Source organism: Reyranella sp., assembly GCF_965227665.1.
GTDB lineage: Bacteria > Pseudomonadota > Alphaproteobacteria > Reyranellales > Reyranellaceae > Reyranella.
The window spans coordinates 4517642-4538050 of sequence record NZ_OZ245767.1 but is presented as its reverse complement, the minus strand read 5'-3'; the positions used below and the strand labels follow the sequence as shown (position 1 = coordinate 4538050).

Genomic DNA, 20409 nt, shown 5'->3' with positions numbered 1-20409 from the left:
TCACATGTTGGGGTAATTCGGACCGCCGCCACCTTCGGGCACGGTCCAATCGATGTTCTGCGCGGGATCCTTGATGTCGCAGGTCTTGCAGTGCACGCAGTTCTGGGCGTTGATCTGGAAGCGCGGCTGGCCGTTGTCGGCGGTGACGACCTCGTAGACGCCAGCCGGACAGTAGCGCTGCGCCGGCTCGGCATAGAGCGGCAGGTTGACGGCGATCGGGATCGACGGATCGCGCAGCTTCAGGTGAACCGGCTGATCCTCCTCGTGGTTGGTGTTCGACAGGAACACCGAGGAGAGCTTGTCGAACGAGATCACGCCGTCGGGCTTGGGATACTGGATCGGCTGGAACTCGCTGGCCGGCCGCAGCGTCTCGTGGTCGGCCTTGTGATGGCGCAGCGTCCACGGCACACGCAGCCCGAGATCGTGCAGCCACATGTCCATGCCGCCATACAGGGTGCCCAGCGTGGTGCCCCACTTCAGCGCGGGCTTCACGTTGCGCACCTTGTCGAGGTCCTTCCAGACCCACGACGCCTTCAGCTTCACCGGATAGGCGATCAGCTCGTCGCCGCCGGTCTTGCCGCCGGCCAGCGCCTCGAAGGCCGCTTCGGCGGCCAGCATGCCGCTCTTCACCGCATTATGGCTGCCCTTGATGCGCGGCACGTTGACGAAGCCGGCCGAGCAGCCGATCAGCGCGCCGCCCGGGAAGGTGAGCTTCGGAATCGACTGCAGCCCGCCTTCGTTGATGGCGCGCGAGCCGTAGACCAGCCGCTTGCCGCCCTTGAGATACTTGGCGACGTCGGGATGGGTCTTGAAGCGCTGGAACTCGTCGAACGGCGAGAGATACGGGTTCTCGTAGCTGAGATGCACCACGAGGCCGATGGCGACCAGGTTGTCGCCGAAATGGTACATGAACGAACCGCCCGAGCTGTTCGTCTCCGACAGCGGCCAGCCCTGCGAGTGGACCACCAGGCCCTTGCGGAAGGTGGCCGGATCGACCTGCCACAGTTCCTTGATGCCGATGCCGAACTTCTGCGGATCGACGCCGTCGCGCAGGTCGAACTTGGCCATCAGCTGCTTGGCCAGCGAGCCGCGCACGCCTTCGCCGATCAGCGTGTACTTGGCATGCAACTCCATGCCGGGCGTGTAGCTGTCCTTCGGCTTGCCGTCCTTGCCGACGCCCATGTCGCCGGTCGCGACGCCCTTCACCGAACCGTCCTCGTGGTAAAGCACCTCGGCCGCGGCGAAGCCCGGATAGATCTCGACGCCCAGCTCCTCGGCCTGCTGGCCGAGCCAGCGGCAGACCTCGCCCAGGCTGACGATGTAGTTGCCGTGGTTGTTCATCAGCCGCGGCAGCAGGAAGTTGGGGAAGCGGTAGGAGCCGCTCTTGGTCAGGAACAGGAACTGGTCGTCGGTGACCTGGGTCTCGAGCGGCGCGCCCTTTTCCTTCCAGTCGGGAATGAGCTCGTTGAGGCCGATCGGATCGACCACGGCGCCGGACAGGATGTGGGCGCCCAACTCCGAGCCCTTCTCCAGCACGCAGACCGACACTTCGTGATTGCGCTGGGCGGCGAGCTGCTTCAGGCGAATCGCCGCGGACAGTCCGGCCGGACCGCCACCCACGATCACCACGTCGTATTCCATCGCCTCGCGCGTCATGCTGTATGGCCCTGCAATTCCATTTTCCCGGTGGACGCGCGCCTGTGCGGCGGCAATCCTCTGATTTAGATAGCGTGTCGGGGGCGGGATCGCCACCCGCTGAAAAGGGGATTTCCTGTGCCTGAGTTGAACGATATCGAGAGCAAGACCTTCTCTGCACGCGATTTCCGGCTGGAAAGTGGCAAGACGCTACCCGTCCTCGAACTGGCCTACGAAACCTATGGCACGCTGTCGCCAGCCAAGGACAATGCGATCCTGGTCGTGCACGGCTACACCTCCTCCCATCACGCTGCAGGCAGGAATGCCGCCGGCAAGCACGGGCGGGGCGTGCCGGAAGGGTCGGCCGGCTGGTTCGACGGGCTGATCGGGCCCGGCAAGGCGATCGACACCGACCGCCACTTCGTCGTTTCGGTGAACGCGCTGGGCTCGGCGCACGGCAGCTCCGGTCCCAACTCGATCGATCCCGGCACCGGCAAGCCCTACGGCCCGACCTTCCCCGAGATCACCCTGCGCGACATGGTGGCCAGCCAGAAGCTGCTGGTCGATTCCCTGGCGCTCAAGAGCCTCGTGGCCGTGGTCGGCCCCTCGATGGGCGGCTTCCAGTCGTTCCAGTGGGCGGCGTCCTACCCCGGCTTCATGAGGGGCATCGCCGCTTCGGTCACCGCACCGCGCGCGCCCGGCCGCCTGGGCGGGCTGGAGGCGCTCCAGAAGCGCCTCGCCAGCGACCCGAACTGGAACGGCGGCTGGTACTACGAGAACGGCGGCATTCCGGCTGCGCTGGAGCAGATCCGCTACGAGACGCTGCTGAACTACGGCCAGGGCGAAGCCGAGGCCAAGGTCGCGGCCAAGAGCTGGGCGCAGATCTACGACGGCCATTCGCTGGTCACCCTGCGGCGCGCGATCGACGGCTTCGACATCACTCAGCAGTACGACCAGCTCAAGCAGACCAAGGTCCTCTACGTCATCTCCAAGACCGACAAGCTGTTCGACCTCACCGACTGCGCCGGCCATGCGCTCGACATGCGCAAGGCCGGCGTCGATCTCACCTATGTCGAGATGCCGTCGGACAAGGGACATATGGCCAGCCATGCCGACGCCGCGATGTGGGCGCCGATCCTGGGCGCCTTCATCAAGAGCCTGGCATGACCGAAGCGGCGTTCGCTCCGCAGGACGCCGCCGCGCTGCTGCGCTGGTACGTCGATCACGGGATCGACGAGACGATCGGCGAGGAAGCGATCGACCGCTTTGCGCTTCCGCCGCCGGCCGCCGTTGCCGCTGCCCCGGCGGCCTCCGCGGCTTCGACACCCGCTTCGTCACCGGCAGCGCCGACGCCGATCCGCGCGCCGACCGCACCGGCGGTCGTGCGCGCGCCCGTGCCGCTCGAATCGCCGCAGCTCGCCGAAGACGCGCGCGAGATCTCGCGCCGGGCAACCACCATCGCCGAACTCGAGGAAGCCGTGCGCGCCTTCGAGGGCTGCGCGCTGAAGCGCACGGCCAAGAACACCGTATTTGCCGATGGCGTGGCCGGCGCGCCGGTGATGATCGTCGGCGAAGCGCCGGGCGCCGACGAGGACCGGCTCGGCAAGCCGTTCGTGGGCGTCAGCGGCCAGCTCATGGACCGCATGTTTGCCGCCATCGGCATGAGCCGTGAGCGCGACCTCTACATCACCAACATTTTGTTCTGGCGGCCGCCGGGCAACCGCACGCCAACCCTCTCGGAACAGGCGATCTGCCTCGCCTTCACCCGCCGCCACATCGAACTCGCCAGGCCGAAGATCGTGGTGCTGGCCGGCGGCACGGCGGTGAAGGCCGTGCTGAACACGACCGAGGGCATCACGCGCCTGCGCGGCAAATGGACGACGCTCACGCTTGACGACGGCAGCGAAGTCCCGGCGCTGCCCACCTTCCATCCCGCCTATCTGCTCCGCACCCCCGCCAGCAAACGCCAGAGCTGGGCCGACCTCTTGTCACTCGACAAGCGGCTGAAGGATCTCGGCGTTCGCTGAGCCGTCAGCGACGCGCGACAGTGTCTCCGATCATTTGCGGATCCCGTCTCAGATCGAGACAAGCGAGAACGACGATACGGTCCAACTCTTCCAGATAGAAGAGCCCGAACGGAAACCGGCGCAGCGTGGCCCTGCGTATCGGCGCTTCTACGAGTTGATAGAGGCCGGGTGCATCGGAGACGTGCCGCTCGATACGTGCAATCTCATCGAGGAAGACACCGCCCAATCCGCGCCTGTGCCGTTCATACTGCAGGGCAGCTTTAACTACTTCGCGGCTGGCCGCGAGACGGTATACGACCGCTAGCCGCACGGATCACAAGAGGCCAGCTTCGCGGCGGATGTCAGCGAGGGTCATTACGGCTTCGTCAGGGTTGGCTCGATAATCCGCCAGCCGGCGGCGCAATTCCTGTCGCTGGGCATCAGTAATGGGGCGAGCAGCTTCGGTCTGGGCAACGCTGTCTAGCAAGTCGTAGGCAAGACGCAGGCGCTCGTTGGCGTCGAGCTTCTCAAGTTCCGCCATGAGTACCTTGTTCATCACCATAACCTAGCGCCGCCATCGCCCCTTGGTAAGACCCCGGCCACGCCAAGGTGGCGAGGACCTCGTAGGCGCCGAGTGACGGCCGCGCTGCGGGGCATAGGCCTCTGCTGCAACTAGCGGGTGCGCGGCTTGCCGCCCCCTTGGCAAAAATCCTCTCTAACGGACTGATTTGACTGTCTTTTTCGAAACAACTGGCGAGCAATATCGGTCCGTCGGCGGCCACCACGGCCCGAATTCCGGGCGGGTGCGACATCGGCTTCGTTTGTTTCGTTTATTTCGTTTGTTTCGTTTATTGGCCGGGATTCCGACGTCCCGGCGGCCCGCTAGAGGCTCTTCTTGAGGAAGAACTTCTTATGGCCCGGCGGGTAGTCGTCGAGGGTGGCGAAGACCTCGTAGCCGCGCTTCTCGTAGAACGGGCGGGCCTGCCAGGTGTGGGTGTCGAGATGCGCCGAGTGGCAGCCGCGCTGGCGCGCATAGTCTTCGGCGGCGTCCATCAGGCGCGTGGCGTGGCCCTGCCCCCGCAGCGCCTCGTCGACCCAGAGGATCGACACGAACAGCCAGTCCGACCAGAGGTAGCCGAGAAGGCCGCCCAGGGTTTCGCCCTTCTCGCCCTTCAGGAAAATCTTGCAGGGATAGTAGTCGGACCTGCCGGTGCGGCTCGCATTGAACATCGAGAGACGTTCGCCCACATAGCCCGCGGCGCGCGCGTTGTCGGGATCGAAGACGAGCTCGACCTTCTCCATTTCAGCGCCTCATCACCTCAGCGCATCGCGGCGCGCTGGCGGACCAGCGCCAGCACGCTGCGGCCGATCGGCATGTCGACACCGACCCATTCCGCCATCTCGACGACGGCGCCCAGCAGCGCCTCGATCTCGAGCGGCCGACCGCGTTCGAGATCCTGCAGCATCGAGGTCTTGTGGGACCCCACTTCGGCACCACCGGCGATGCGCTTGTCGACGTTGATGGCGAATTTCACGCCGAGCTTCTCGGCAACGGCCTGGCCCTCGACCATCAGGGCGCGGCAGACGGCATGCGTGCCGGGGTCGCCGATCACCTTGTCGAGGGTCGCCCCGGTCAGCGCGCTGATCGGATTGAAGGCCATGTTGCCCCAGAGCTTGACCCAAAGCTCGTCGCGAATGCGCGGCCGGACCGGCGCCTTGAGGCCGGCCTTGATCAGCAGCTCCGACAGCTTCGACGCGCGCTCGCTGCGGCTTCCGTCCGGCTCGCCCAAGGTAAAGCGGTCGCCGTAGGTGTGGTGGATCACGCCGGGCTCGACCACGTCGGCGGCCGGATAGACGATGCTGCCCAGCACCTGCGACGGCGGCAGCGCGGCCGTGAGCGCCCCCTCGGGATCGACCGATTCGATGCGCTTGCCTTCGAACTCGCCGCCCAGCTTGTAGGTGTACCACCAGGGCACGCCGTTGATCGCCGCGACGATCGTGGTGTTCGGCCCGATCAGCGGCTGGAGCTGCGCCATCGCCGGCAGCAGCGAATGCGCCTTCAGGGTCAGGACGAGATAGTCCTGCGGCCCGATCTCCTTCGGATCGGTGGCGACGCGGGGCTCCGTCACCGTCTCCTTGCCCTCGCTCAGCAGGACGAGGCCCCGGGTGCGCAGCGCGTCGCCATGAGCACCGCGCGCCACCACCGTGACGGGCGTGCCGGCCATTTCGAGCTTGGCCGCCATCAGGCCGCCGATCGCACCGGCGCCGAAAACGCAGATCGAGGTCACGGTGCGGTCCTCAGGCCTTCGCCTCGCCCAGGCCGAGCTTGGCGGCGAGGCCGATGCGCTGCAGCTTGCCCGTGGCGCCCTTCGGGATCTCGTTCACGAACACGACCTTGCGCGGCACCTTGAAGTCGGCGGCCTGCTTGGCCACGAAGTCGCGCAGCTCGCGCTCCGTCGCTTCCTGGCCCGCCCGCAGCACAACGACCGCGCCGACATCCTCGCCCAGCATGGGATGGGGAATCGCGAAGGTCACGACCTGCTCGACCGCGGGATGATCCATCAGGATCGTATCGACTTCGATCGGGCTGATCTTCTCGCCGCCGCGATTGATGATCTCCTTGAGGCGGCCCGTCAGGAACAGGTAGCCATCCTCGTCGAAGCGGCCCTGGTCGCCGGTGCGGAACCAGCCATCGGCGAAGGCCTTCAGGTTGGCGTCGGGATTGTTGTCGTAGCCCGCCGTGACGTTCGGCCCCTGGATCACGACCTCGCCGATCGTGCCCTGCGGCAGGAAGTGGCCGGCTTCGTCCATGATGGCGATCTTCGGACCCGCCGGCAGGCCGACGGCACCCGGCTTGCGCTTGCCGGGCGGCAGCGCGTTGGACGCCATCTGATGGCTGGCCTCGGTCATGCCATAGGCCTCGATCACCGGGCAATCGAACGCGGCTTCGAGCTCAAGCATGACCTGCGGCGGCAGCGACGCCGACGACGAGCGGATGAACCGCAACTTGGCGGCCTTCGCGGCGTCGGTATGGCTGCGCAGGCGCGTGAGGATCGCCTGGTGCATGGTAGGGACCGCCGTGTACCAGGTGGGCTTCACCTCATCGAGCTGGGCGAAGAAGCGCAGCGCGTTGAAGCCCGGCGTGCAGGAGACCGATGCGCCGGCGCCCAGCGACGACAGCGTCGCGGCGATCAGCCCGTGGATGTGGAAGAGCGGCATGATGTTCATGCAGCGGTCGTTCGACGTCAGCGCCAGCGACGCCGCGATGTGGCGCGCCGAGGCCGCGAGGTTGGCCGTCGACAGCGGCACGATCTTGGGCCGCGCCGTCGTGCCCGACGTGTGCAGCACCAGGGCGATCTCACCGTCGACCGACATGCCGGGCTTGTCGGCCTTGGCCGGCTTCAGCGCAGACACGTCGAGCGTGAAGCTGCCGGCCGGACCGTCGGCGGTCGGGATCAGCTCGATGATCGGCACGCCGACCTTCTCCGCCATGCCGCGCACCGGGCTGTCCATGCCCTGCTGCACGATCACCGCCTTGGGCTTCAGATCGTCGAGATAGAACTCGAACTCGTCGGCGCGATAGGCCGGGTTGAGCGGCGCCGAGCTCGTGCCCGACGCAACGGCGATGAACGAGGACGCCATCTCCGGTCCGTTGGGCGCCACCATGGCGACCCTGTCGCCACGGCCGATGCCGACGCCGTTGAGCGTGGCCAGCGTATCCTCGGTCAGCTTCTTCAGGTCGCCATAGGTGAGCCACGGCCGGCCCGGCGCGCCGATCGCGGGCGCATCGGGCTTGCCCGCGGAGGCGACGTCATAAACGGTCTTGATCATCGTCTGTCCTTCAGGCCGCCGCCTTCTCGTCGGCCATGATGCGATCGTAGGCCGGCAGGGTCAGGAACTCGTAGAACTGCGGCTGCTCGACCAGGTCGATCATCAGCTGGGCGGCGTCCTCGTAGCGGCCCTTGGCATAGGCTTCCTCGCCGATCTGCGCCTTCACCTTGTCGTTCTCCTCGCGCACGATCTGGCGGACGAGTTCCTTGGTGATGGCGCGGCCGTCGTCGAGCTTCTGGTTGTGGCGCACCCACTGCCAGACCTGCGCGCGGCTGATCTCGGCGGTGGCGGCGTCTTCCATCAGGTTGAACAGCGGCACGCAGCCGATGCCGCGCAGCCAGGCCTCGACATAGCCGATGCCCACCGCCACGTTCTGGCGCAGGCCGGCCTCGGTCTTCGGACCCGTGGGGATCTGGATCAGGTCGGCGGCGGTGACGTGCACGTCCTGGCGCTTGCGCGCGATCTGGTTGGCTTCCTTCATGACCGCGTCGAACTCGGCCTTGGCGATCGGCACCAGGCCGGGATGGGCGACCCACGTGCCGTCATGGCCGTCGCCGGCCTCGCGCTTCTTGTCGGCATGGACGCGGCCCATCGCCTCGTCGTTGGCCTTGGGATCGTTCTTGATCGGAATCTGCGCCGCCATGCCGCCCATCGCGTGCACTTCGCGGCGGTGGCAGGTCTTGATCACGAGCTGGCTGTAGGAGCGCAGGAAGTGCGAGGTCATGCCGACCGTGCCGCGATCGGGCAGCACCGCCCACTCCTGCTCGCGGAACTTCTTGATGAAGGAGAAGATGTAATCCCAGCGGCCGCAATTGAGGCCGGCCGAGTGATCCTTCAGCTCCCACAGGATCTCGTCCATCTCGAAGGTGGCGACGATCGTCTCGATCAGCACCGTGGCCTTGATCGACTTCTGCGGCACGCCGAGCGCGTCCTGGGCGGCAACGAACACGTCGTTCCACAGCCGCGCCTCGAGATGGCTCTCGAGCTTGGGCAGGTAGAAATACGGGCCGGTGCCGCGCGACAGCGCTTCCTTGGCATTGTGGAAGAAGTAGAGGCCGAAATCGAACAGCGAGCCCGACATCGGCTTGCCGTCGACCGTCATGTGCTTCTCGAGCAGGTGCCAGCCGCGCGGGCGCACGAACAGCACGGCGGTCTTTTCGTTCAGCTTGTAGGACTTGCCGCTGACCGGATCGACATAGTCGATCTGGCGGCGGACGGCGTCGGCCAGATTGTACTGCCCTTCGACCATGTTGGCCCAGGTCGGGGTCGAGGCATCCTCGAAGTCGGCCATGAAGACGTTGGCGCCGCAGTTCAGCGCATTGATGATCATCTTGCGATCGACCGGTCCGGTGATCTCGACCCGGCGATCCAGAATGTCCTTGGGCAGCGGTGCGACCGTCCAGTCGCTCTCGCGGATCTTGGCGGTCTCGGGCAGGAAGTCCGGCTTCTCGCCGGCATCGAGACGCTTCTGGCGCTCCACGCGCAGGGCGAGCAGCTCCTCACGGCGGGCATTGAACTTGCGCTGGAGGTCGGCGACGAAGGCGACTGCCTCTTTGGTGAGCACCTTTTCGAAGCCGGGCTTGAGGGCACCGTCGATCGTCACGCCCGCCGGAAGGTCCAAAGCCGCCATTCTCGTTCCCCTCGAAATTCTTTCGGATACAGTCGAAAGGGCGATTTACCGCCGTCCACTTCCTTAGGCGAGTCTGAATTGGCGTTTTGCCGGCTGGCAGGCCGGCTGCGCCCCGGGCTCGTGTAAGCGGCGACATCGCTCGGGGGGAGAAGATCGATGCCTGACCACACCGTCGACCCGGTGGATGAAAAGCCGCCTCTGGGCAGGCTGCTCCCCCTCGGCTTGCAACACGTCCTCGTGATGTATGCAGGCGCCGTCGCGGTTCCCCTGATCCTGGGTGGGGCGATGAAGCTTCCCAAGGAACAGGTGGCGGTGCTGATCAATGCCGATCTGTTCGCCTGCGGCATCGCCACCTTGATCCAGAGCCTCGGCATCCGCGGCTTCGGCATCCGGATGCCGGTGATGATGGGGGTCACCTTCGCCGCGGTCGGCCCGATGCTGGCGATGGCCGCCGATCCGCGTCTCGGCCTGCTCGGCATCTACGGCGCGGTTATCGGCGCCGGCCTGTTCGGCATTCTGGCGGCGCCGTTCATCAGCCGGCTCCTGCCCCTGTTCCCGCCGGTGGTCACCGGGACCATCATCACCGTGGTCGGCATTTCCCTGTTGGGGGTCGGCATCAACTGGGCGGCGGGCGGCGCCGGCAATCCGCGCTTCGGCGACCCGCTCTATCTCGCCGTGTCGCTCCTGGTGCTTCTGGTCATCCTCGGCGCCACGAAATACTGCACGGGCTTCTTCGCCAACATTGCCGTCCTCCTGGGGCTGATCGTCGGATTCGGCGTGGCCTTCGCGCAGGGCGAGGTGAATTTCGCCGGCGTCGCCCAGGCCAGGTGGGTCGAACTCGTCCATCCGTTCCAGTTCGGCTGGCCGACCTTCGACCTGCTGGCCATCCTCACGATGAGCCTGGTCCTGATCGTGGTGATGATCGAGTCGACCGGCGTATTCCTCGCCCTGGGCGAGGTGACCGACCGCACGATCAGCCGGGAGGAAATGACACGGGGCCTGCGCGCCGACGGTCTCGGCACCCTGATCGGCGGCGTGTTCAATACATTCCCCTACACCTCTTTCTCGCAGAATGTCGGCCTGGTCGGCATCACCGGGGTGCGCTCGCGCTGGGTCACGGCAACCGGCGGCGTGATCATGCTGGTGCTCGGCCTGTTCCCCAAGCTCGCCACGATCGTCGCCTCGATCCCGCAGTTCGTGCTGGGCGGCGCCGGCATTGTCATGTTCGGCATGATCTGCGCCACCGGCATCCGCGTCCTGTCGCGCGTCGACTTCCGCGGCAATCCCGGCAACACCTACATCGTAGCCGTCAGCATCGGACTCGGCATGATCCCGCAGGTTTCGGAGGGATTCTTCGGGCACATGCCGAAAGCCCTCAGTCCCCTCTTGCACAGCGGGATTTTATTGGCTTCGATCGCCGCGATTGCGCTCAACGCCTACTTCAACGGCATGCGCAGTGGCGCGGCGGCAGTGGCCGACGCCACGGCCGCCGGACGGGAAGCCGAGACCGCGCACTAGGTTTGCGCACCAGAGGATCAATGGACCCGTACGTCGTCGAGTGGCTCAATCTGATCCTGCGCTGGGCCCACATGATCGTGGGCATCGCCTGGATCGGCGCCTCCTTCTATTTCATCTGGCTGGACAACCACCTGCACAAGCCGCTCGACCCAGCCGACGAGGCCAAGGGGATCGGCGGCGAGGTCTGGGCGGTCCATGGCGGCGGCTTCTATACCGCCAAGAAGTTCAAGGTGGCCCCCGAGCGGCTGCCCCCCGAGCTGCACTGGTTCAAGTGGGAAGCCTACACCACGCTCGTCACCGGCTTCTTCCTGCTCTGCCTCGTCTATTACTACGGCGCCGAGGTTGCGCTGATCGACCCGTCGGTCCTGCCGCTGACGAAGCCACAGGCGATCGCCATCGGGCTCGGTTTCCTCGTGCTGGGCTGGCTGGTCTACGATTTCCTCTGCCGCTCGGTCCTCGGCCAGGACGAGGTCGTGCTGGGCGGTCTGGTTTTCGTCTACTGCGTCGCCGCCGCCTGGGCGCTCTGCCACATCTTCTCCGGCCGCGGTGCCTACATCCATTTCGGCGCGATGCTTGGCACCATCATGGTGCTGAACGTCTACTTCGTGATCATCCCCGGCCAGCGCGAGCTGGTGAAGGCCAAGGAAGAAGGCCGCATTCCCGACCCGATCCACGGGCTGCGCGGCCGCCAGCGCTCGGTCCACAATACCTATTTCACACTGCCCGTGCTGTTCACGATGATCAGCAACCATTACGCCGGCCTCTACGGCCACGAATGGAACTGGGTGCTGCTGCTCACGATCTCGATGGCCGGCGCCCTGATCCGCGTCTGGTTCGTGCAGCGCCACAAGGGAAACGCCAACCCGCTGGTTCTGGCCGCCGGCTTCGTCTTCCTAGCCTTCACCGCCCTGCTCGCCCTGCCGCGTCCCAGCGCCGACGGTGGCGCCCCGGTCGCCTTCGCCGAGGTCCAGCCCATCATCCAGACGCGCTGCACGCCCTGCCACGCGGCGAAACCGACGCAGGAGGGCTTCCTGGCGCCGCCCAAGGGACTGCTGCTCGAGACCCCCGCACAAATTCACGCGATGGCTGCGGCCATCAACCAGCAGGCCGCCGCCTCGCGCGTCATGCCGCCCGGCAACATGACGAACATCACCGATGCCGAGCGCCGCATGATTGCGCGCTGGTTCAAAGGCGGCGCACAATAGGAGCATGAACCTCCGCTCCCGCGGCGTGCCGTGGCGCCGTCTCCTGACGGCGGCGCTGGCGGCGGTCGCGATCTTCCTCTTCTGGACCCAGACTTCGGAGCGCGGCCAGCGCGAAGCCGCGCGCGGGGCTGCGATCTCGGCCGAGGCGCGCGAGGCGGGCCAGGGCTGGGGCGCGAGCGTGGGCTTCGCCGACCAGCGCCGCCTCGACGATCACTACCAGAAGCATGGCAGCGAGTTCGGTCGCATCACCAAACAGGATTATCTGCGTCAGGCGCAGCTTCTGCGCGACGCCAAGGTCGGCGGACCGATCCTCGAGACGGTGCGGCGCGATGGCGTCGTGACGCGTTTCGACCGTGACACCGGTGCCTTCATCGCCTTCAATGCCAATGGCGTCATACGCACCTTCTTCAAACCCAACGACGGCGAGCGCTACTACCGTCGGCAATCCGAAAGAGGGAACGATTGAACCCGCCGTCACCACCGCCCGGCCCGCCCAACGTGGCCGATCTGCAGGAACTGATCGACCAGTGGGCGACCTTCGCCCGCGGCCTCGAGCGGGAAGACTACACGTTCGATCTCGACAACTGGCTGAATGACGTCGACGTGCGGGAACTCATCCTCGAGGCGCTGCCGATGTTCAGCCGCGAGGAGATGGGCGACCACGCGCTCAAGCTCGACGAGGCCGACCGGGCCTTCATGGCCGCGACGCGCGACTTCAAGCGTTGCGTCTGGGGCGGCGGCACGGCACGCAAGGAGCATTGGACCGCCCAGAAGAACTGGTGGTACTTCCGCACACCGACCCGCTCCAACGCCCAGCTTGAAGACGAGCTCATCACGGTTCGCTAAGACGAAGGCATGAGCACGTCGAAAATTCTGGTCGAGGTCCAGGGGCCGGTGACCACCATCATCATCAACCGGCCGCAGGCCCGGAACGCCCTCGACAACGAGGCGGCGCACGGGCTTGCCGACGCGCTGCGTGTCTTCGAGGCCGATGCCGCGGCGCGCGTCGCCGTGCTGACGAGCGCGGGCGGCGCCTTCTGTGCCGGCGCCGACCTCAAGGAGCTGGGCGCGGGCACCGACTATTTTCCCTGGGCCGGCAGCGACGAAGGCCCGCTGCGCGCGCCCTTGTCCAAGCCGGTGATCGCCGCCATCGAGGGCCATGCCTGCGCCGGCGGCCTGGGCGTCGCGCTGTTCTGCGACATCCGCATCGTCGACGAGACGGCCACCTTCGGCGTGTTCTCGCGCCGCTGGGGCGTGCCGATGAGCGACGGCACGACCGTGCGCCTGCCGCGCATCGTCGGCCAGGGCCGCGCCATGGACATGCTGCTGACCGGCCGCGCCGTCGGCGCCGACGAGGCGATCGCGATCGGCCTGGCCACGCGCAAGGTGGCACGCGGCACGACCCGCGCGGAGGCCGAGGCGCTGGCCCGCCAGATCGCAGGCTTCCCGCCGATCGCCATGACGTCGGACCGCCAGTCGGCCTACGAGAGTTTCGACAGAGACGAAGCCTCGGCGATTCGCCGCGAGATGGAACTGTCGCTCGACGCAAGGCGGCAGGAATCGCAGGGCGGCGCGGCACGCTTCGCCCAGGGCGAAGGCCGGCACGGACAATTCAAGAAATAGAGTTCGAGAACTATTCGAGAGGTAGGGATATGCGGGCGCTGGTTTGTCATGCCTATGGTCCAATCGACAGTCTCAAGGTCGAGGACATTCCCCAGCCCGTGCCGAAGGCCGGCGAAGTTCTGGTCAAGGTCCGTGCCGCCGGCGTGAGTTTCGCCGCCATGCTGGGGGTGCAGGGCAAGCATCAGAACAAGCCTGCCCTGCCCTACGTGCCCGGCAACGAACTGGCTGGCCATGTCGTGGCATTGGGCGACGGCGTGACCAACGTTTCCGTGGGCGACCGCATCGCGACGGGCGTCAGCCAGGGCGCATTCGCCGAGTACGCCACGGCCGCGGCCGCGAACCTCGTGCCGATCCCCGAGATCATGCCCTATGCCGAGGCGACCAACTTTCCGACGCTCTACCCGACCGCCTACGGCGCCCTGAAGTGGAAAGCCAACCTGCAGCCCGGCGAAGTGCTCCTTGTGCACGGTGCGGGCGGCGGCTCGGGCCTCACCGCGATCGAGGTCGGCAAGGCGATGGGCGCGATCGTGATCGCCAGCGCCGGCGGCGCCGACAAGCTGAAAGCGGCCCGCGAGGCCGGTGCGGATCACCTGATCGACTATCGCGCCGAGGACCTGCGCACCAAGGTGCTGGACATCACCGGCGGACGCGGCGCCGACGTGATCTACGATCCGGTGGGCGGATCGGCGTTCGATGCGTCGCTGCGGTGCGTGGCGCCCGAGGGACGCATCATTCCGATGGGCTTCGCCAGCGGCACCGTCCCGCAGATCCCGGCCAACATCCTGCTGGTCAAGAACGTGACGGTGATTGGCTTCTACTACGGCTACTGGAACGGCTGGGGCGGCAAGGGCGTGCCGTCGCCCAAGGAGGCCGAGGCGCTCGCCGGTCGCCGTGCGCTGGTGGCCGCCGCCCAGAAGGAACTGACCCGGTGGTTCACCGAGGGGAAGCTCAAGGCGACGGTTGCGGCGACCTACGACCTTGCAGATTGGGTGAAGGCTTTTCGCCTGATCGAGGAGCGCACCGTCGTCGGCAAGGCCGTCCTCGTTCCGTAACACGCGGGCGCTTGTCGGTCCTGCCGTCGATCCGGCATAGTCGGTTGCCATGCCGGTCCAGTGGACGATCTCCAAGCCGCATCGACTCGTGATCGCCGTCGCGCGGGACGAGCTGCGGCTCAGGGACATCGAACAGTATCTCGACGGCGTGGCCATCGCCGAGGTGCTGCCTTACCGCAAGATCTTCGACATGACGCACGCCACGGTGATGCTGAGCGACGCCGACATGATGGCGCTCGGGGCCCGCATCCGCGCCTATCTCCAGGTGAGCAAGCTCGGCCCCCTCGCCATCGTCGCGGTCACGGACCATGCCTACCAGCAGGCCAGCCTGTTCGAAGTGCTGGCCGAGGGGGACCGCCCCGTGAAGATCTTTCGCGAACTGCATCAAGCCCGCGACTGGCTGGACGGTTTCGGCGCAGACTCCTAGGAGCGCGGCTGCGCGCGATCAGGCCGGCCAGACCTTGGGGAAGGTCTCGCATTCGAGCCGGTCGCCCGGCTTCAACCCATGGCCCTCGATGGGCGGGGAAATCTGGCCGACGCGCGCCCCGTAACGGGCGTCGTCGCCGCACCAGCGCGTCGCCCAGGCACGGCGGCGGCGGGCGCTCGAACGATTGCCGGAGGCGCCGTGCAGCGTGAGCGCGTGGAAGGCGATGACGTCGCCCGGCTCCATGTCCCACGCGAGGAATTCGTGTTGGCCGCGCTCGGCATCGAGATCGGGCAGCGGCTCGAAGCGGCTGTCCTGGACCTGCAGGTCGACGCCGCCCTGCTTGAAGAACTTGGGCTGGAACCAGCGGCCCCAGCGATGCGAGCCCTTCACGTATTCCACGCAGGTCTCGCGGTCGACCGGATCGAGCGGCGTCCATAGCGAGATGACCTGCTCGCCGTCGATCGGATAGTAGGGCTGGTCGTGATGCCAGGGCGTCCGTTCCTGCGTGCCCGGCTCCTTCACCAGCAGATGGTCGTGATAGTAGACGACCTCCTGCGAGCCCATGAGGCGGGCCACGATCTCGCGCGCGGGCGATTCGTAGACGAAGGCACGGGCCGCCGGGTGGCGCTGCCAGAGCTGGAAGTCGACGAAGAACAGGCCGGGCGCGCCCTGCGGCGTGTTGATCCGCACCATCGGCCCCGGACTCTTCATGTCGTCGTCCACCGCCGCGCGCATCCGCTCGATCCATTCCATCGGAATGGCGTTGCGCAGGCAGACCGCACCATCCTCGCGGTAGCGGGCGATCTCGGCATCGGTCGGCATCGGCATCGGACGTCAGCTTCCCTGCATCATGCGCAGCGGCGTGTAGATCAGGACCGTTTCGCCCTTCTGGTTCTTGACCAGGTTGGTGGTCCGCACCAGCGCGCGCATCGGGTCCTTCGAGGTCTGCTTGATCTCGGTGACCTCGATCTCGACGTGGATCGTGTCGTTGACGTAGGTCGGGCCCTTGATGTCGAAGCCCATCGACAGGAAGGCGAGGCCCGTTCCCTGCAGGGTCGTCGGGATCACCAGGCCTTCGGCCATGGAATAGACCAGGGCACCGGGCACGGGGTGCCCGCCGCGCATCGGCGCGTGCTCGCGAATGTACTCCCTGTTCGTGAACAGCTCCTCGGAAAAGCCGCAAAGGGTCACGAAATTCAGGAGGTCGGCCTCGAAGATCGTTCGGCCATAGGTGACGAACTTGTCGCCGACCTTGAGGTCGCGCCAGTTCCAGCCTTCACCGAGCTGTTTCATGGGGTCGGCCCCTCAGTGAGCGTGGGCGAGAGTTGCGCCTTCGCGCAGCTTGTAGAGCCTGCTGCAGTAGGGACACTCGACGTGTCCTTCCGGGCCCAGGTTGAGGTACACTTTGGGATGGCCCAACGCGCCGCCACCGCCATCGCAGGCGACGCGGTCAGTATCGACAGTGATGATTTCAAACGGCTCCGTCACGATCCCACTCCTGTTACGCCGGCGAATGATAGCGGCCTCCGCCGCCGCGGTCATGCTCTCAGCCTGCGCCCCGTCCGTGGTTCCGGCGGGCGGCCCGGTGCAGGCGCCGCGGCTGACCGACGACCGTTATGTCGCGGCGGACGGGACTGCGCTACCGCTGTCGGTCTGGCCTGCGGCAAACGGCGCCCCCAAGGCGGTCATCCTGGCCCTGCACGGGTTCGGCGACTACCGCATGGCGTGGGAGGAGCCGGCCGGGAGCTGGTCCGACGCCGGAATCACCACATACGCCTATGATCAGCGCGGCTTCGGCGGCAGTCCGACCCGCGGCCGCTGGCCCGGCACGGACACGCTCGTGGACGATGCGAAGGCGGTGGCTGCCCTGGTGCGGGCCCGCCATCCCGGCGTGCCCTTCTACCTCGCCGGCGAGAGCATGGGGGGTGCCGTGGTGCTGGTGGCGGCCGATCGCGGGACCGAATCGGACGGGCTGGTCCTGTCGGCCGCGGCCGTCCGCTCGCGCGACACGTTCGGCCCGGTGGCCAGCGCCGGCCTGTGGTTCTTCGCCCACACCATCCCCTGGATGCCGGCCGGCCCGACCTCGATCGACTACAAGCCGACCGACAATCCCAAGACCATCGACAAGCTGCGCAACGATCCGATGATGCTGCGCCAGCCCCGCCTCGACATGGCCTACGGACTGGTCGACCTGATGGACGACGCGCGCGCCTCCGCGGCGCGCGTCAAGGAGCCCTATCTCATGATGTACGGGCTGGGCGATCGCATCGTCCCGCAGGCGCCGGTCAAGGCCGCGATCGAGATCATGCCGCCGCGGCCCGATTCAAAGCTCGCCTTCTACAAGGAAGGCTACCACCTGTTGATGCGCGACAAGGCGGGGCCGGCCGTAACGGAAGATGTCGTGGCGTGGATATCAAACCACGAAGGCCCGCTCCCGTCGGGCGCGGACGCCTCGAAATCCCTGCCCGAGATGGCGAGCCTCTGGGGATCGAAGCGCGACGGTCAGGCCAGCGCTAGGCCCCGCAGCGAATGACGACGGAAGCGGCGCCGCGCACTTCCGACATGTCGCCGCGCGTCGGCATGTTCTCCATCTTCAACGTCTTGTAATCGCCGCCCGTGCTGCCGCACATCGCGACGGCACGCGTCTGGCAGGCGCCGGGTTCCTTGCAACTGATGGCGATGGCGGGCTTGCCGTCGGTCCAGGTGACCTGAGTCGCATTCGTTTCCGTCCGGGGATCCTCGCCCGGCGTGCTCTTCGCCATGCCGCAGGCCGCGACCAGACCCGCGATGCCCATCACGAACATCCACTGCATCGTCGATCGCGTCGTCATTTTGCTCTCCCCCTTGGCCTCCCTGAAAGAGGCGATCGACAGTACCTCGCGCCGCCGGAGGGGTGCAAGGTCGCCCGATTCGTGGCCTACTGCGGGACATGAGAGCCCGTCTTGCCATCCTGATTTCGTGCGCCGTCGCCGCCCCGGTGCTGGCTCCCGCGTCGCTATCCGCCCAGCCGACCAACGAGCAACTGGCGGCACGCTGCGCCCAGCTCGGGGCACTCTACGATCGTTACAACACGCAGCGTGGCGAGGGCTCGAGCGGCCCCAATCTGGCGCGTCTCGGGGCCGGAATCGACTGCCAGAAGGGCCGATACGAGCAGGGCATCAAGGCGCTGGAGGAGCTCCTGCAGCGCACCCGCATCCCCTACCCGCCGGCCGGCTGAAGGACTACTTGCCCTTCAGCTTGAACTCACGCCACAGCACGATGCCGCTGGCATTGTCGAGCGCCATGCCGTCGAGCTGCTTCTTCAGCTCGTAGGCGGTCGGGCGCCAGATGAGCGTGCTCTCGCCGCTCGCGCCTTCGAAACGGCCGGTGCCGCCGGTCAGCCTGAACGTGCCGCGACAGCCGACGAGCTCGTAGCCGGCACAATCCCATTCGCCCCAGGCGGTGGCGCCGTCGTAGGCCGTGAAGGTGCAGGCCCCCGTCGCGCTGGTCTTGCGGCTGCCCTGGTCGATCTTCGACGACAGGGCGCAACCGACGCGCCCCGCTTGCTGCGGCCCCTCATCGGTCTCGATGAACATGGGACCGGCGAGGCTGCCGGCCACCGCGAGCTGCTTGTCGCCGGCCCGTACGACCGTGCCGTTGGCGAGCACCACGGCGAAGGCGTTGAAAGTCTGGGTCTCGTCCTGCGCCACGGCCGGGGCGGCGGCGAGGAGAACGAGGGCGCCGGCCAGGGCGCGGCTAAAAGTCGTCATGGACCGCCTCACTTGAAGTCGATGATGACGGCATCGGCGCCGAGCGACACGGCCAGGCCCTGGCGCCGCGTCTTCAGGTCGATCATCACGCCGTTGGTGTTTTCCAACCACATCTCGCCCTTGCCCTTGTCGCCGTAGGCCGTGCCATAGCGCGCCTGGCCGTAGGCGCCGGGGAATTGGCGCAGCTCCTTCAGATTGTAGACGTCGCCATAGGCTTCCATCTTGGAGACGCCGAACCCGCCGACGCCCAGGCCGCCGACCGAGAACCGGTAGCTGCGGCCTTCATAGTGCAGGGTACCGCTGCCGACGTTGCCGCTGCCGAAAAAGGCCACCTGGACCTGCTCGATGTTGACGGTTCCGGACTTGACCCGCTGCTGGGCGATCGCCGGCGCCGCCAGCACCGTTCCAACCGCCCCGACAGACCCGATCAGCGCCTGTCGGCGCCCCAGCAGCCCTGATTTCTTACCGCTCATCCAACTCTCCCCGATCAGCCGTCGTCCCTCATCACTCCTCGACGACGGCCGTGGCCTCAATTTCGACCAGCAGGCCCGGCACTGCAAGCGCACTCACCGCCACCAGCGTCGATGTGACGACCGCACCCTTCAGCGACTTGCCCAGGGCGGTCGTCACGGCGCCCATGTCGCGGATATCCGTCACGTAGATCGTCGTCCGCACGAGGTCGCTCAACTTTGCGCCGGCGGACTTCAGCCCGGCCTCGATCTTGCGCATGGTGATCGTCGTCTGCTGGGCCGCGTCCTTGCCCTGCACCTGCCCCTTGGGATTGAGCGAGGTCGTGCCCGACACGAAGACGAACGGACCGCTCTTGATGGTGCGCACGTAGAAGCCCGCCACCTCCGTGCCGTCGGGAAAGACTTTCTTGGCCATGCCGTGCTCCAGCTTCGATGCGCTATGGTGGCAGTTTAGGCGGCCGCTCGCGCCGGGCAAAGGAGGAAGCCGTGTCACTCGATCGCTATCGTACTGCCATCGTCACAGGCGCGAGTCGCGGCATCGGCGCGGCGGTCGTGCGCGAGCTCGCGATCGGCGGACTGGACGTCTATGCCGTCGCCCGCTCCACCGAGGACCTGACGGAACTGGCCCTCGAAACCGGCTGCCGGCCGATCGCGCTCGACATCGCCCATCGCGACGCGGTGCTGAGCGCCCTGGGCTCGCTCGATGCCGACATCCTGGTCAACAACGCCTCGGCCCCGGTGCGCGGCGGCCTGTCGTGGGAGACTGCGCCCGACGACATCGCAACGCTGATGGACGTGAACCTGCGCGGCACGCTCAACTGCCTGGCCGCCGTCGTGCCCGGCATGCGGGCCCGCGGACTCGGCCACATCGTCAATCTCGGCTCGACGTCGGGCACCTGGGCGCTGCCCGGCATGCCGGTCTATGCCATGACCAAGGCCGCCATCCACAATCTCAGCCAGACGCTGCGCCTCGACCTGCACGGGTCGGGCGTGCGGGTGACCGAGATCTCGCCGGGCCGGGTCGAGACCGGTGCCCATCTCGGCCTGATGGAGGACCGCGAGGAAGGACGGCGCCGCTTCTACGAAGGCTTCGAGACGCTGCAGCCAACCGACATCGCCGAGGCGGTCATGTTCGTGCTGGGCGCGCCGCAGCGCATGGATGTGAGCTTCATGGAGATCGTGCCGACCGACCAGTCGTATGGCGGCTCGCAATTCCATCGACGCGGCTGAAATCCGGCATGTCGCTTGCAGGCGAGCCCCCGT

General features: G+C 66.9%; 25 protein-coding genes. 12 read left to right on the top strand and 13 right to left on the bottom strand.

The features are described from left to right. Positions 1 to 1656, bottom strand: coding sequence for an electron transfer flavoprotein-ubiquinone oxidoreductase (locus tag ACO07I_RS21925; protein ID WP_422011100.1), 1656 nt, complete (start codon positions 1654 to 1656; stop codon positions 1 to 3). 117 nt (positions 1657 to 1773) lie between these two features. Here ACO07I_RS21925 and ACO07I_RS21920 point away from each other — a divergent pair, with 117 nt between their 5' ends. After that, a complete protein-coding gene (locus tag ACO07I_RS21920) occupies positions 1774 to 2802 on the top strand; it encodes an alpha/beta fold hydrolase (RefSeq protein ID WP_422011098.1) in 1029 nt (342 codons plus the stop codon). Next, complete coding sequence (locus ACO07I_RS21915; RefSeq protein WP_422011096.1) at positions 2799 to 3662, top strand: uracil-DNA glycosylase; 864 nt, start codon at positions 2799 to 2801, stop codon at positions 3660 to 3662. Before ACO07I_RS21920 ends, ACO07I_RS21915 begins: the two co-directional genes overlap by 4 nt. Positions 3663 to 3975: 313 nt before the next feature. Here ACO07I_RS21915 and ACO07I_RS21910 read toward each other — a convergent pair whose 3' ends face one another. The 5 genes from ACO07I_RS21910 to aceB form a co-directional block, all read right to left on the bottom strand. Continuing rightward, a complete protein-coding gene (locus tag ACO07I_RS21910; RefSeq protein WP_422011094.1) occupies positions 3976 to 4197 on the bottom strand; it encodes an addiction module protein in 222 nt (73 codons plus the stop codon). A 326-nt stretch (positions 4198 to 4523) separates the two neighbouring features. Further along, positions 4524 to 4943 (bottom strand): GNAT family N-acetyltransferase, encoded by a 420-nt coding sequence (locus ACO07I_RS21905; RefSeq protein WP_422011092.1) that lies wholly within the window; start codon positions 4941 to 4943, stop codon positions 4524 to 4526. A gap of 17 nt (positions 4944 to 4960) precedes the next feature. Then, positions 4961 to 5929 carry a 2-dehydropantoate 2-reductase gene (locus tag ACO07I_RS21900; RefSeq protein WP_422011090.1) on the bottom strand — a complete coding sequence of 323 codons (969 nt, stop codon included), beginning with the start codon at positions 5927 to 5929 and terminating at the stop codon, positions 4961 to 4963. Positions 5930 to 5939: 10 nt separating this feature from the next. Then, positions 5940 to 7472, bottom strand: coding sequence for an acyl--CoA ligase (locus ACO07I_RS21895; protein ID WP_422011088.1), 1533 nt, complete (start codon positions 7470 to 7472; stop codon positions 5940 to 5942). Positions 7473 to 7482: 10 nt separating this feature from the next. Continuing rightward, positions 7483 to 9102, bottom strand: coding sequence for a malate synthase A (gene aceB / locus ACO07I_RS21890; protein WP_422011086.1), 1620 nt, complete (start codon positions 9100 to 9102; stop codon positions 7483 to 7485). Between the two features lie 156 nt (positions 9103 to 9258). Here aceB and ACO07I_RS21885 point away from each other — a divergent pair, with 156 nt between their 5' ends. From ACO07I_RS21885 to ACO07I_RS21855, 7 genes are read left to right on the top strand one after another with little or no spacing between them, the layout of a single operon-like run. After that, positions 9259 to 10620: a nucleobase:cation symporter-2 family protein gene (locus tag ACO07I_RS21885; protein WP_422011084.1), complete on the top strand. Its 1362-nt coding sequence runs from the start codon at positions 9259 to 9261 to the stop codon at positions 10618 to 10620. A 20-nt stretch (positions 10621 to 10640) separates the two neighbouring features. Further along, entirely contained in the window at positions 10641 to 11825 is a 1185-nt protein-coding gene (locus tag ACO07I_RS21880; RefSeq protein WP_422011082.1) for a urate hydroxylase PuuD, read from the top strand. Between the two features lie 4 nt (positions 11826 to 11829). Further along, positions 11830 to 12291 carry a hypothetical protein gene (locus ACO07I_RS21875; RefSeq protein ID WP_422011080.1) on the top strand — a complete coding sequence of 154 codons (462 nt, stop codon included), beginning with the start codon at positions 11830 to 11832 and terminating at the stop codon, positions 12289 to 12291. Beyond that, complete coding sequence (locus ACO07I_RS21870) at positions 12288 to 12671, top strand: hypothetical protein (RefSeq protein WP_422011078.1); 384 nt, start codon at positions 12288 to 12290, stop codon at positions 12669 to 12671. The genes ACO07I_RS21875 and ACO07I_RS21870 overlap by 4 nt, the downstream gene beginning before the upstream one ends. Before the next feature lie 9 nt (positions 12672 to 12680). Beyond that, positions 12681 to 13448 (top strand): crotonase/enoyl-CoA hydratase family protein, encoded by a 768-nt coding sequence (locus ACO07I_RS21865; RefSeq protein WP_422011076.1) that lies wholly within the window; start codon positions 12681 to 12683, stop codon positions 13446 to 13448. Positions 13449 to 13477: 29 nt separating this feature from the next. Beyond that, positions 13478 to 14500 carry an NADPH:quinone oxidoreductase family protein gene (locus ACO07I_RS21860; RefSeq protein WP_422011074.1) on the top strand — a complete coding sequence of 341 codons (1023 nt, stop codon included), beginning with the start codon at positions 13478 to 13480 and terminating at the stop codon, positions 14498 to 14500. 49 nt (positions 14501 to 14549) lie between these two features. Continuing rightward, positions 14550 to 14927 carry a hypothetical protein gene (locus ACO07I_RS21855; protein WP_422011072.1) on the top strand — a complete coding sequence of 126 codons (378 nt, stop codon included), beginning with the start codon at positions 14550 to 14552 and terminating at the stop codon, positions 14925 to 14927. Between the two features lie 18 nt (positions 14928 to 14945). On the opposite strand, the gene ACO07I_RS21850 is transcribed toward ACO07I_RS21855, so the two are convergent. The 3 genes from ACO07I_RS21850 to ACO07I_RS21840 are packed head-to-tail and all read right to left on the bottom strand — an operon-like array spanning position 14946 to position 16415. Next, a complete protein-coding gene (locus ACO07I_RS21850) occupies positions 14946 to 15755 on the bottom strand; it encodes a phytanoyl-CoA dioxygenase family protein (protein ID WP_422011070.1) in 810 nt (269 codons plus the stop codon). A gap of 6 nt (positions 15756 to 15761) precedes the next feature. Then, positions 15762 to 16220: a MaoC family dehydratase gene (locus tag ACO07I_RS21845; RefSeq protein ID WP_422011068.1), complete on the bottom strand. Its 459-nt coding sequence runs from the start codon at positions 16218 to 16220 to the stop codon at positions 15762 to 15764. Between the two features lie 12 nt (positions 16221 to 16232). Further along, positions 16233 to 16415, bottom strand: a complete 183-nt coding sequence (locus ACO07I_RS21840; RefSeq protein WP_298310300.1) for a zinc-finger domain-containing protein — start codon at positions 16413 to 16415, stop codon at positions 16233 to 16235. A 52-nt stretch (positions 16416 to 16467) separates the two neighbouring features. Between ACO07I_RS21840 and ACO07I_RS21835 the strand changes: the two genes are divergently transcribed. Further along, positions 16468 to 17460 carry an alpha/beta hydrolase gene (locus tag ACO07I_RS21835; RefSeq protein WP_422011066.1) on the top strand — a complete coding sequence of 331 codons (993 nt, stop codon included), beginning with the start codon at positions 16468 to 16470 and terminating at the stop codon, positions 17458 to 17460. Here ACO07I_RS21835 and ACO07I_RS21830 read toward each other — a convergent pair. Continuing rightward, the gene (locus ACO07I_RS21830) at positions 17441 to 17758 is read right to left on the bottom strand and encodes a hypothetical protein (RefSeq protein WP_422011064.1); all 318 of its coding nucleotides are present in this window, start codon (positions 17756 to 17758) and stop codon (positions 17441 to 17443) included. The two genes, ACO07I_RS21835 and ACO07I_RS21830, sit on opposite strands and share 20 nt — an antisense overlap. A gap of 98 nt (positions 17759 to 17856) precedes the next feature. On the opposite strand from ACO07I_RS21830, the gene ACO07I_RS21825 reads away from it, so the two are divergent. Further along, positions 17857 to 18144, top strand: coding sequence for a hypothetical protein (locus tag ACO07I_RS21825; RefSeq protein ID WP_422011062.1), 288 nt, complete (start codon positions 17857 to 17859; stop codon positions 18142 to 18144). 4 nt (positions 18145 to 18148) lie between these two features. Here ACO07I_RS21825 and ACO07I_RS21820 read toward each other — a convergent pair whose 3' ends face one another. Genes ACO07I_RS21820 through ACO07I_RS21810 form a run of 3 tightly spaced genes read right to left on the bottom strand, consistent with a single transcriptional unit; the run spans position 18149 to position 19561 of the window. After that, the gene (locus ACO07I_RS21820; protein ID WP_422011060.1) at positions 18149 to 18676 is read right to left on the bottom strand and encodes a hypothetical protein; all 528 of its coding nucleotides are present in this window, start codon (positions 18674 to 18676) and stop codon (positions 18149 to 18151) included. An 8-nt stretch (positions 18677 to 18684) separates the two neighbouring features. Beyond that, positions 18685 to 19149, bottom strand: coding sequence for a hypothetical protein (locus ACO07I_RS21815; RefSeq protein ID WP_422011058.1), 465 nt, complete (start codon positions 19147 to 19149; stop codon positions 18685 to 18687). 31 nt (positions 19150 to 19180) lie between these two features. Continuing rightward, positions 19181 to 19561 (bottom strand): Rid family hydrolase, encoded by a 381-nt coding sequence (locus tag ACO07I_RS21810; RefSeq protein ID WP_422011056.1) that lies wholly within the window; start codon positions 19559 to 19561, stop codon positions 19181 to 19183. A 71-nt stretch (positions 19562 to 19632) separates the two neighbouring features. Here ACO07I_RS21810 and ACO07I_RS21805 point away from each other — a divergent pair, with 71 nt between their 5' ends. After that, a complete protein-coding gene (locus tag ACO07I_RS21805; RefSeq protein ID WP_422011054.1) occupies positions 19633 to 20376 on the top strand; it encodes an SDR family oxidoreductase in 744 nt (247 codons plus the stop codon). The last annotated feature ends 33 nt before the right edge of the window (positions 20377 to 20409 follow it).

Coding starts and splice junctions, on each gene's coding strand:
- ACO07I_RS21925 (WP_422011100.1), bottom strand. CDS start 1,656: ATGACGCGCGAGGCGATGGAATACGACGTGGTGATCGTGGGTGGCGGT.
- ACO07I_RS21915 (WP_422011096.1), top strand. CDS start 2,799: ATGACCGAAGCGGCGTTCGCTCCGCAGGACGCCGCCGCGCTGCTGCGC.
- ACO07I_RS21910 (WP_422011094.1), bottom strand. CDS start 4,197: ATGAACAAGGTACTCATGGCGGAACTTGAGAAGCTCGACGCCAACGAG.
- ACO07I_RS21905 (WP_422011092.1), bottom strand. CDS start 4,943: ATGGAGAAGGTCGAGCTCGTCTTCGATCCCGACAACGCGCGCGCCGCG.
- ACO07I_RS21895 (WP_422011088.1), bottom strand. CDS start 7,472: ATGATCAAGACCGTTTATGACGTCGCCTCCGCGGGCAAGCCCGATGCG.
- aceB (WP_422011086.1), bottom strand. CDS start 9,102: ATGGCGGCTTTGGACCTTCCGGCGGGCGTGACGATCGACGGTGCCCTC.
- ACO07I_RS21885 (WP_422011084.1), top strand. CDS start 9,259: ATGCCTGACCACACCGTCGACCCGGTGGATGAAAAGCCGCCTCTGGGC.
- ACO07I_RS21880 (WP_422011082.1), top strand. CDS start 10,641: ATGGACCCGTACGTCGTCGAGTGGCTCAATCTGATCCTGCGCTGGGCC.
- ACO07I_RS21875 (WP_422011080.1), top strand. CDS start 11,830: ATGAACCTCCGCTCCCGCGGCGTGCCGTGGCGCCGTCTCCTGACGGCG.
- ACO07I_RS21865 (WP_422011076.1), top strand. CDS start 12,681: ATGAGCACGTCGAAAATTCTGGTCGAGGTCCAGGGGCCGGTGACCACC.
- ACO07I_RS21860 (WP_422011074.1), top strand. CDS start 13,478: ATGCGGGCGCTGGTTTGTCATGCCTATGGTCCAATCGACAGTCTCAAG.
- ACO07I_RS21855 (WP_422011072.1), top strand. CDS start 14,550: ATGCCGGTCCAGTGGACGATCTCCAAGCCGCATCGACTCGTGATCGCC.
- ACO07I_RS21850 (WP_422011070.1), bottom strand. CDS start 15,755: ATGCCGATGCCGACCGATGCCGAGATCGCCCGCTACCGCGAGGATGGT.
- ACO07I_RS21845 (WP_422011068.1), bottom strand. CDS start 16,220: ATGAAACAGCTCGGTGAAGGCTGGAACTGGCGCGACCTCAAGGTCGGC.
- ACO07I_RS21835 (WP_422011066.1), top strand. CDS start 16,468: ATGCTCTCAGCCTGCGCCCCGTCCGTGGTTCCGGCGGGCGGCCCGGTG.
- ACO07I_RS21830 (WP_422011064.1), bottom strand. CDS start 17,758: ATGACGACGCGATCGACGATGCAGTGGATGTTCGTGATGGGCATCGCG.
- ACO07I_RS21825 (WP_422011062.1), top strand. CDS start 17,857: ATGAGAGCCCGTCTTGCCATCCTGATTTCGTGCGCCGTCGCCGCCCCG.
- ACO07I_RS21820 (WP_422011060.1), bottom strand. CDS start 18,676: ATGACGACTTTTAGCCGCGCCCTGGCCGGCGCCCTCGTTCTCCTCGCC.
- ACO07I_RS21815 (WP_422011058.1), bottom strand. CDS start 19,149: ATGAGCGGTAAGAAATCAGGGCTGCTGGGGCGCCGACAGGCGCTGATC.
- ACO07I_RS21810 (WP_422011056.1), bottom strand. CDS start 19,561: ATGGCCAAGAAAGTCTTTCCCGACGGCACGGAGGTGGCGGGCTTCTAC.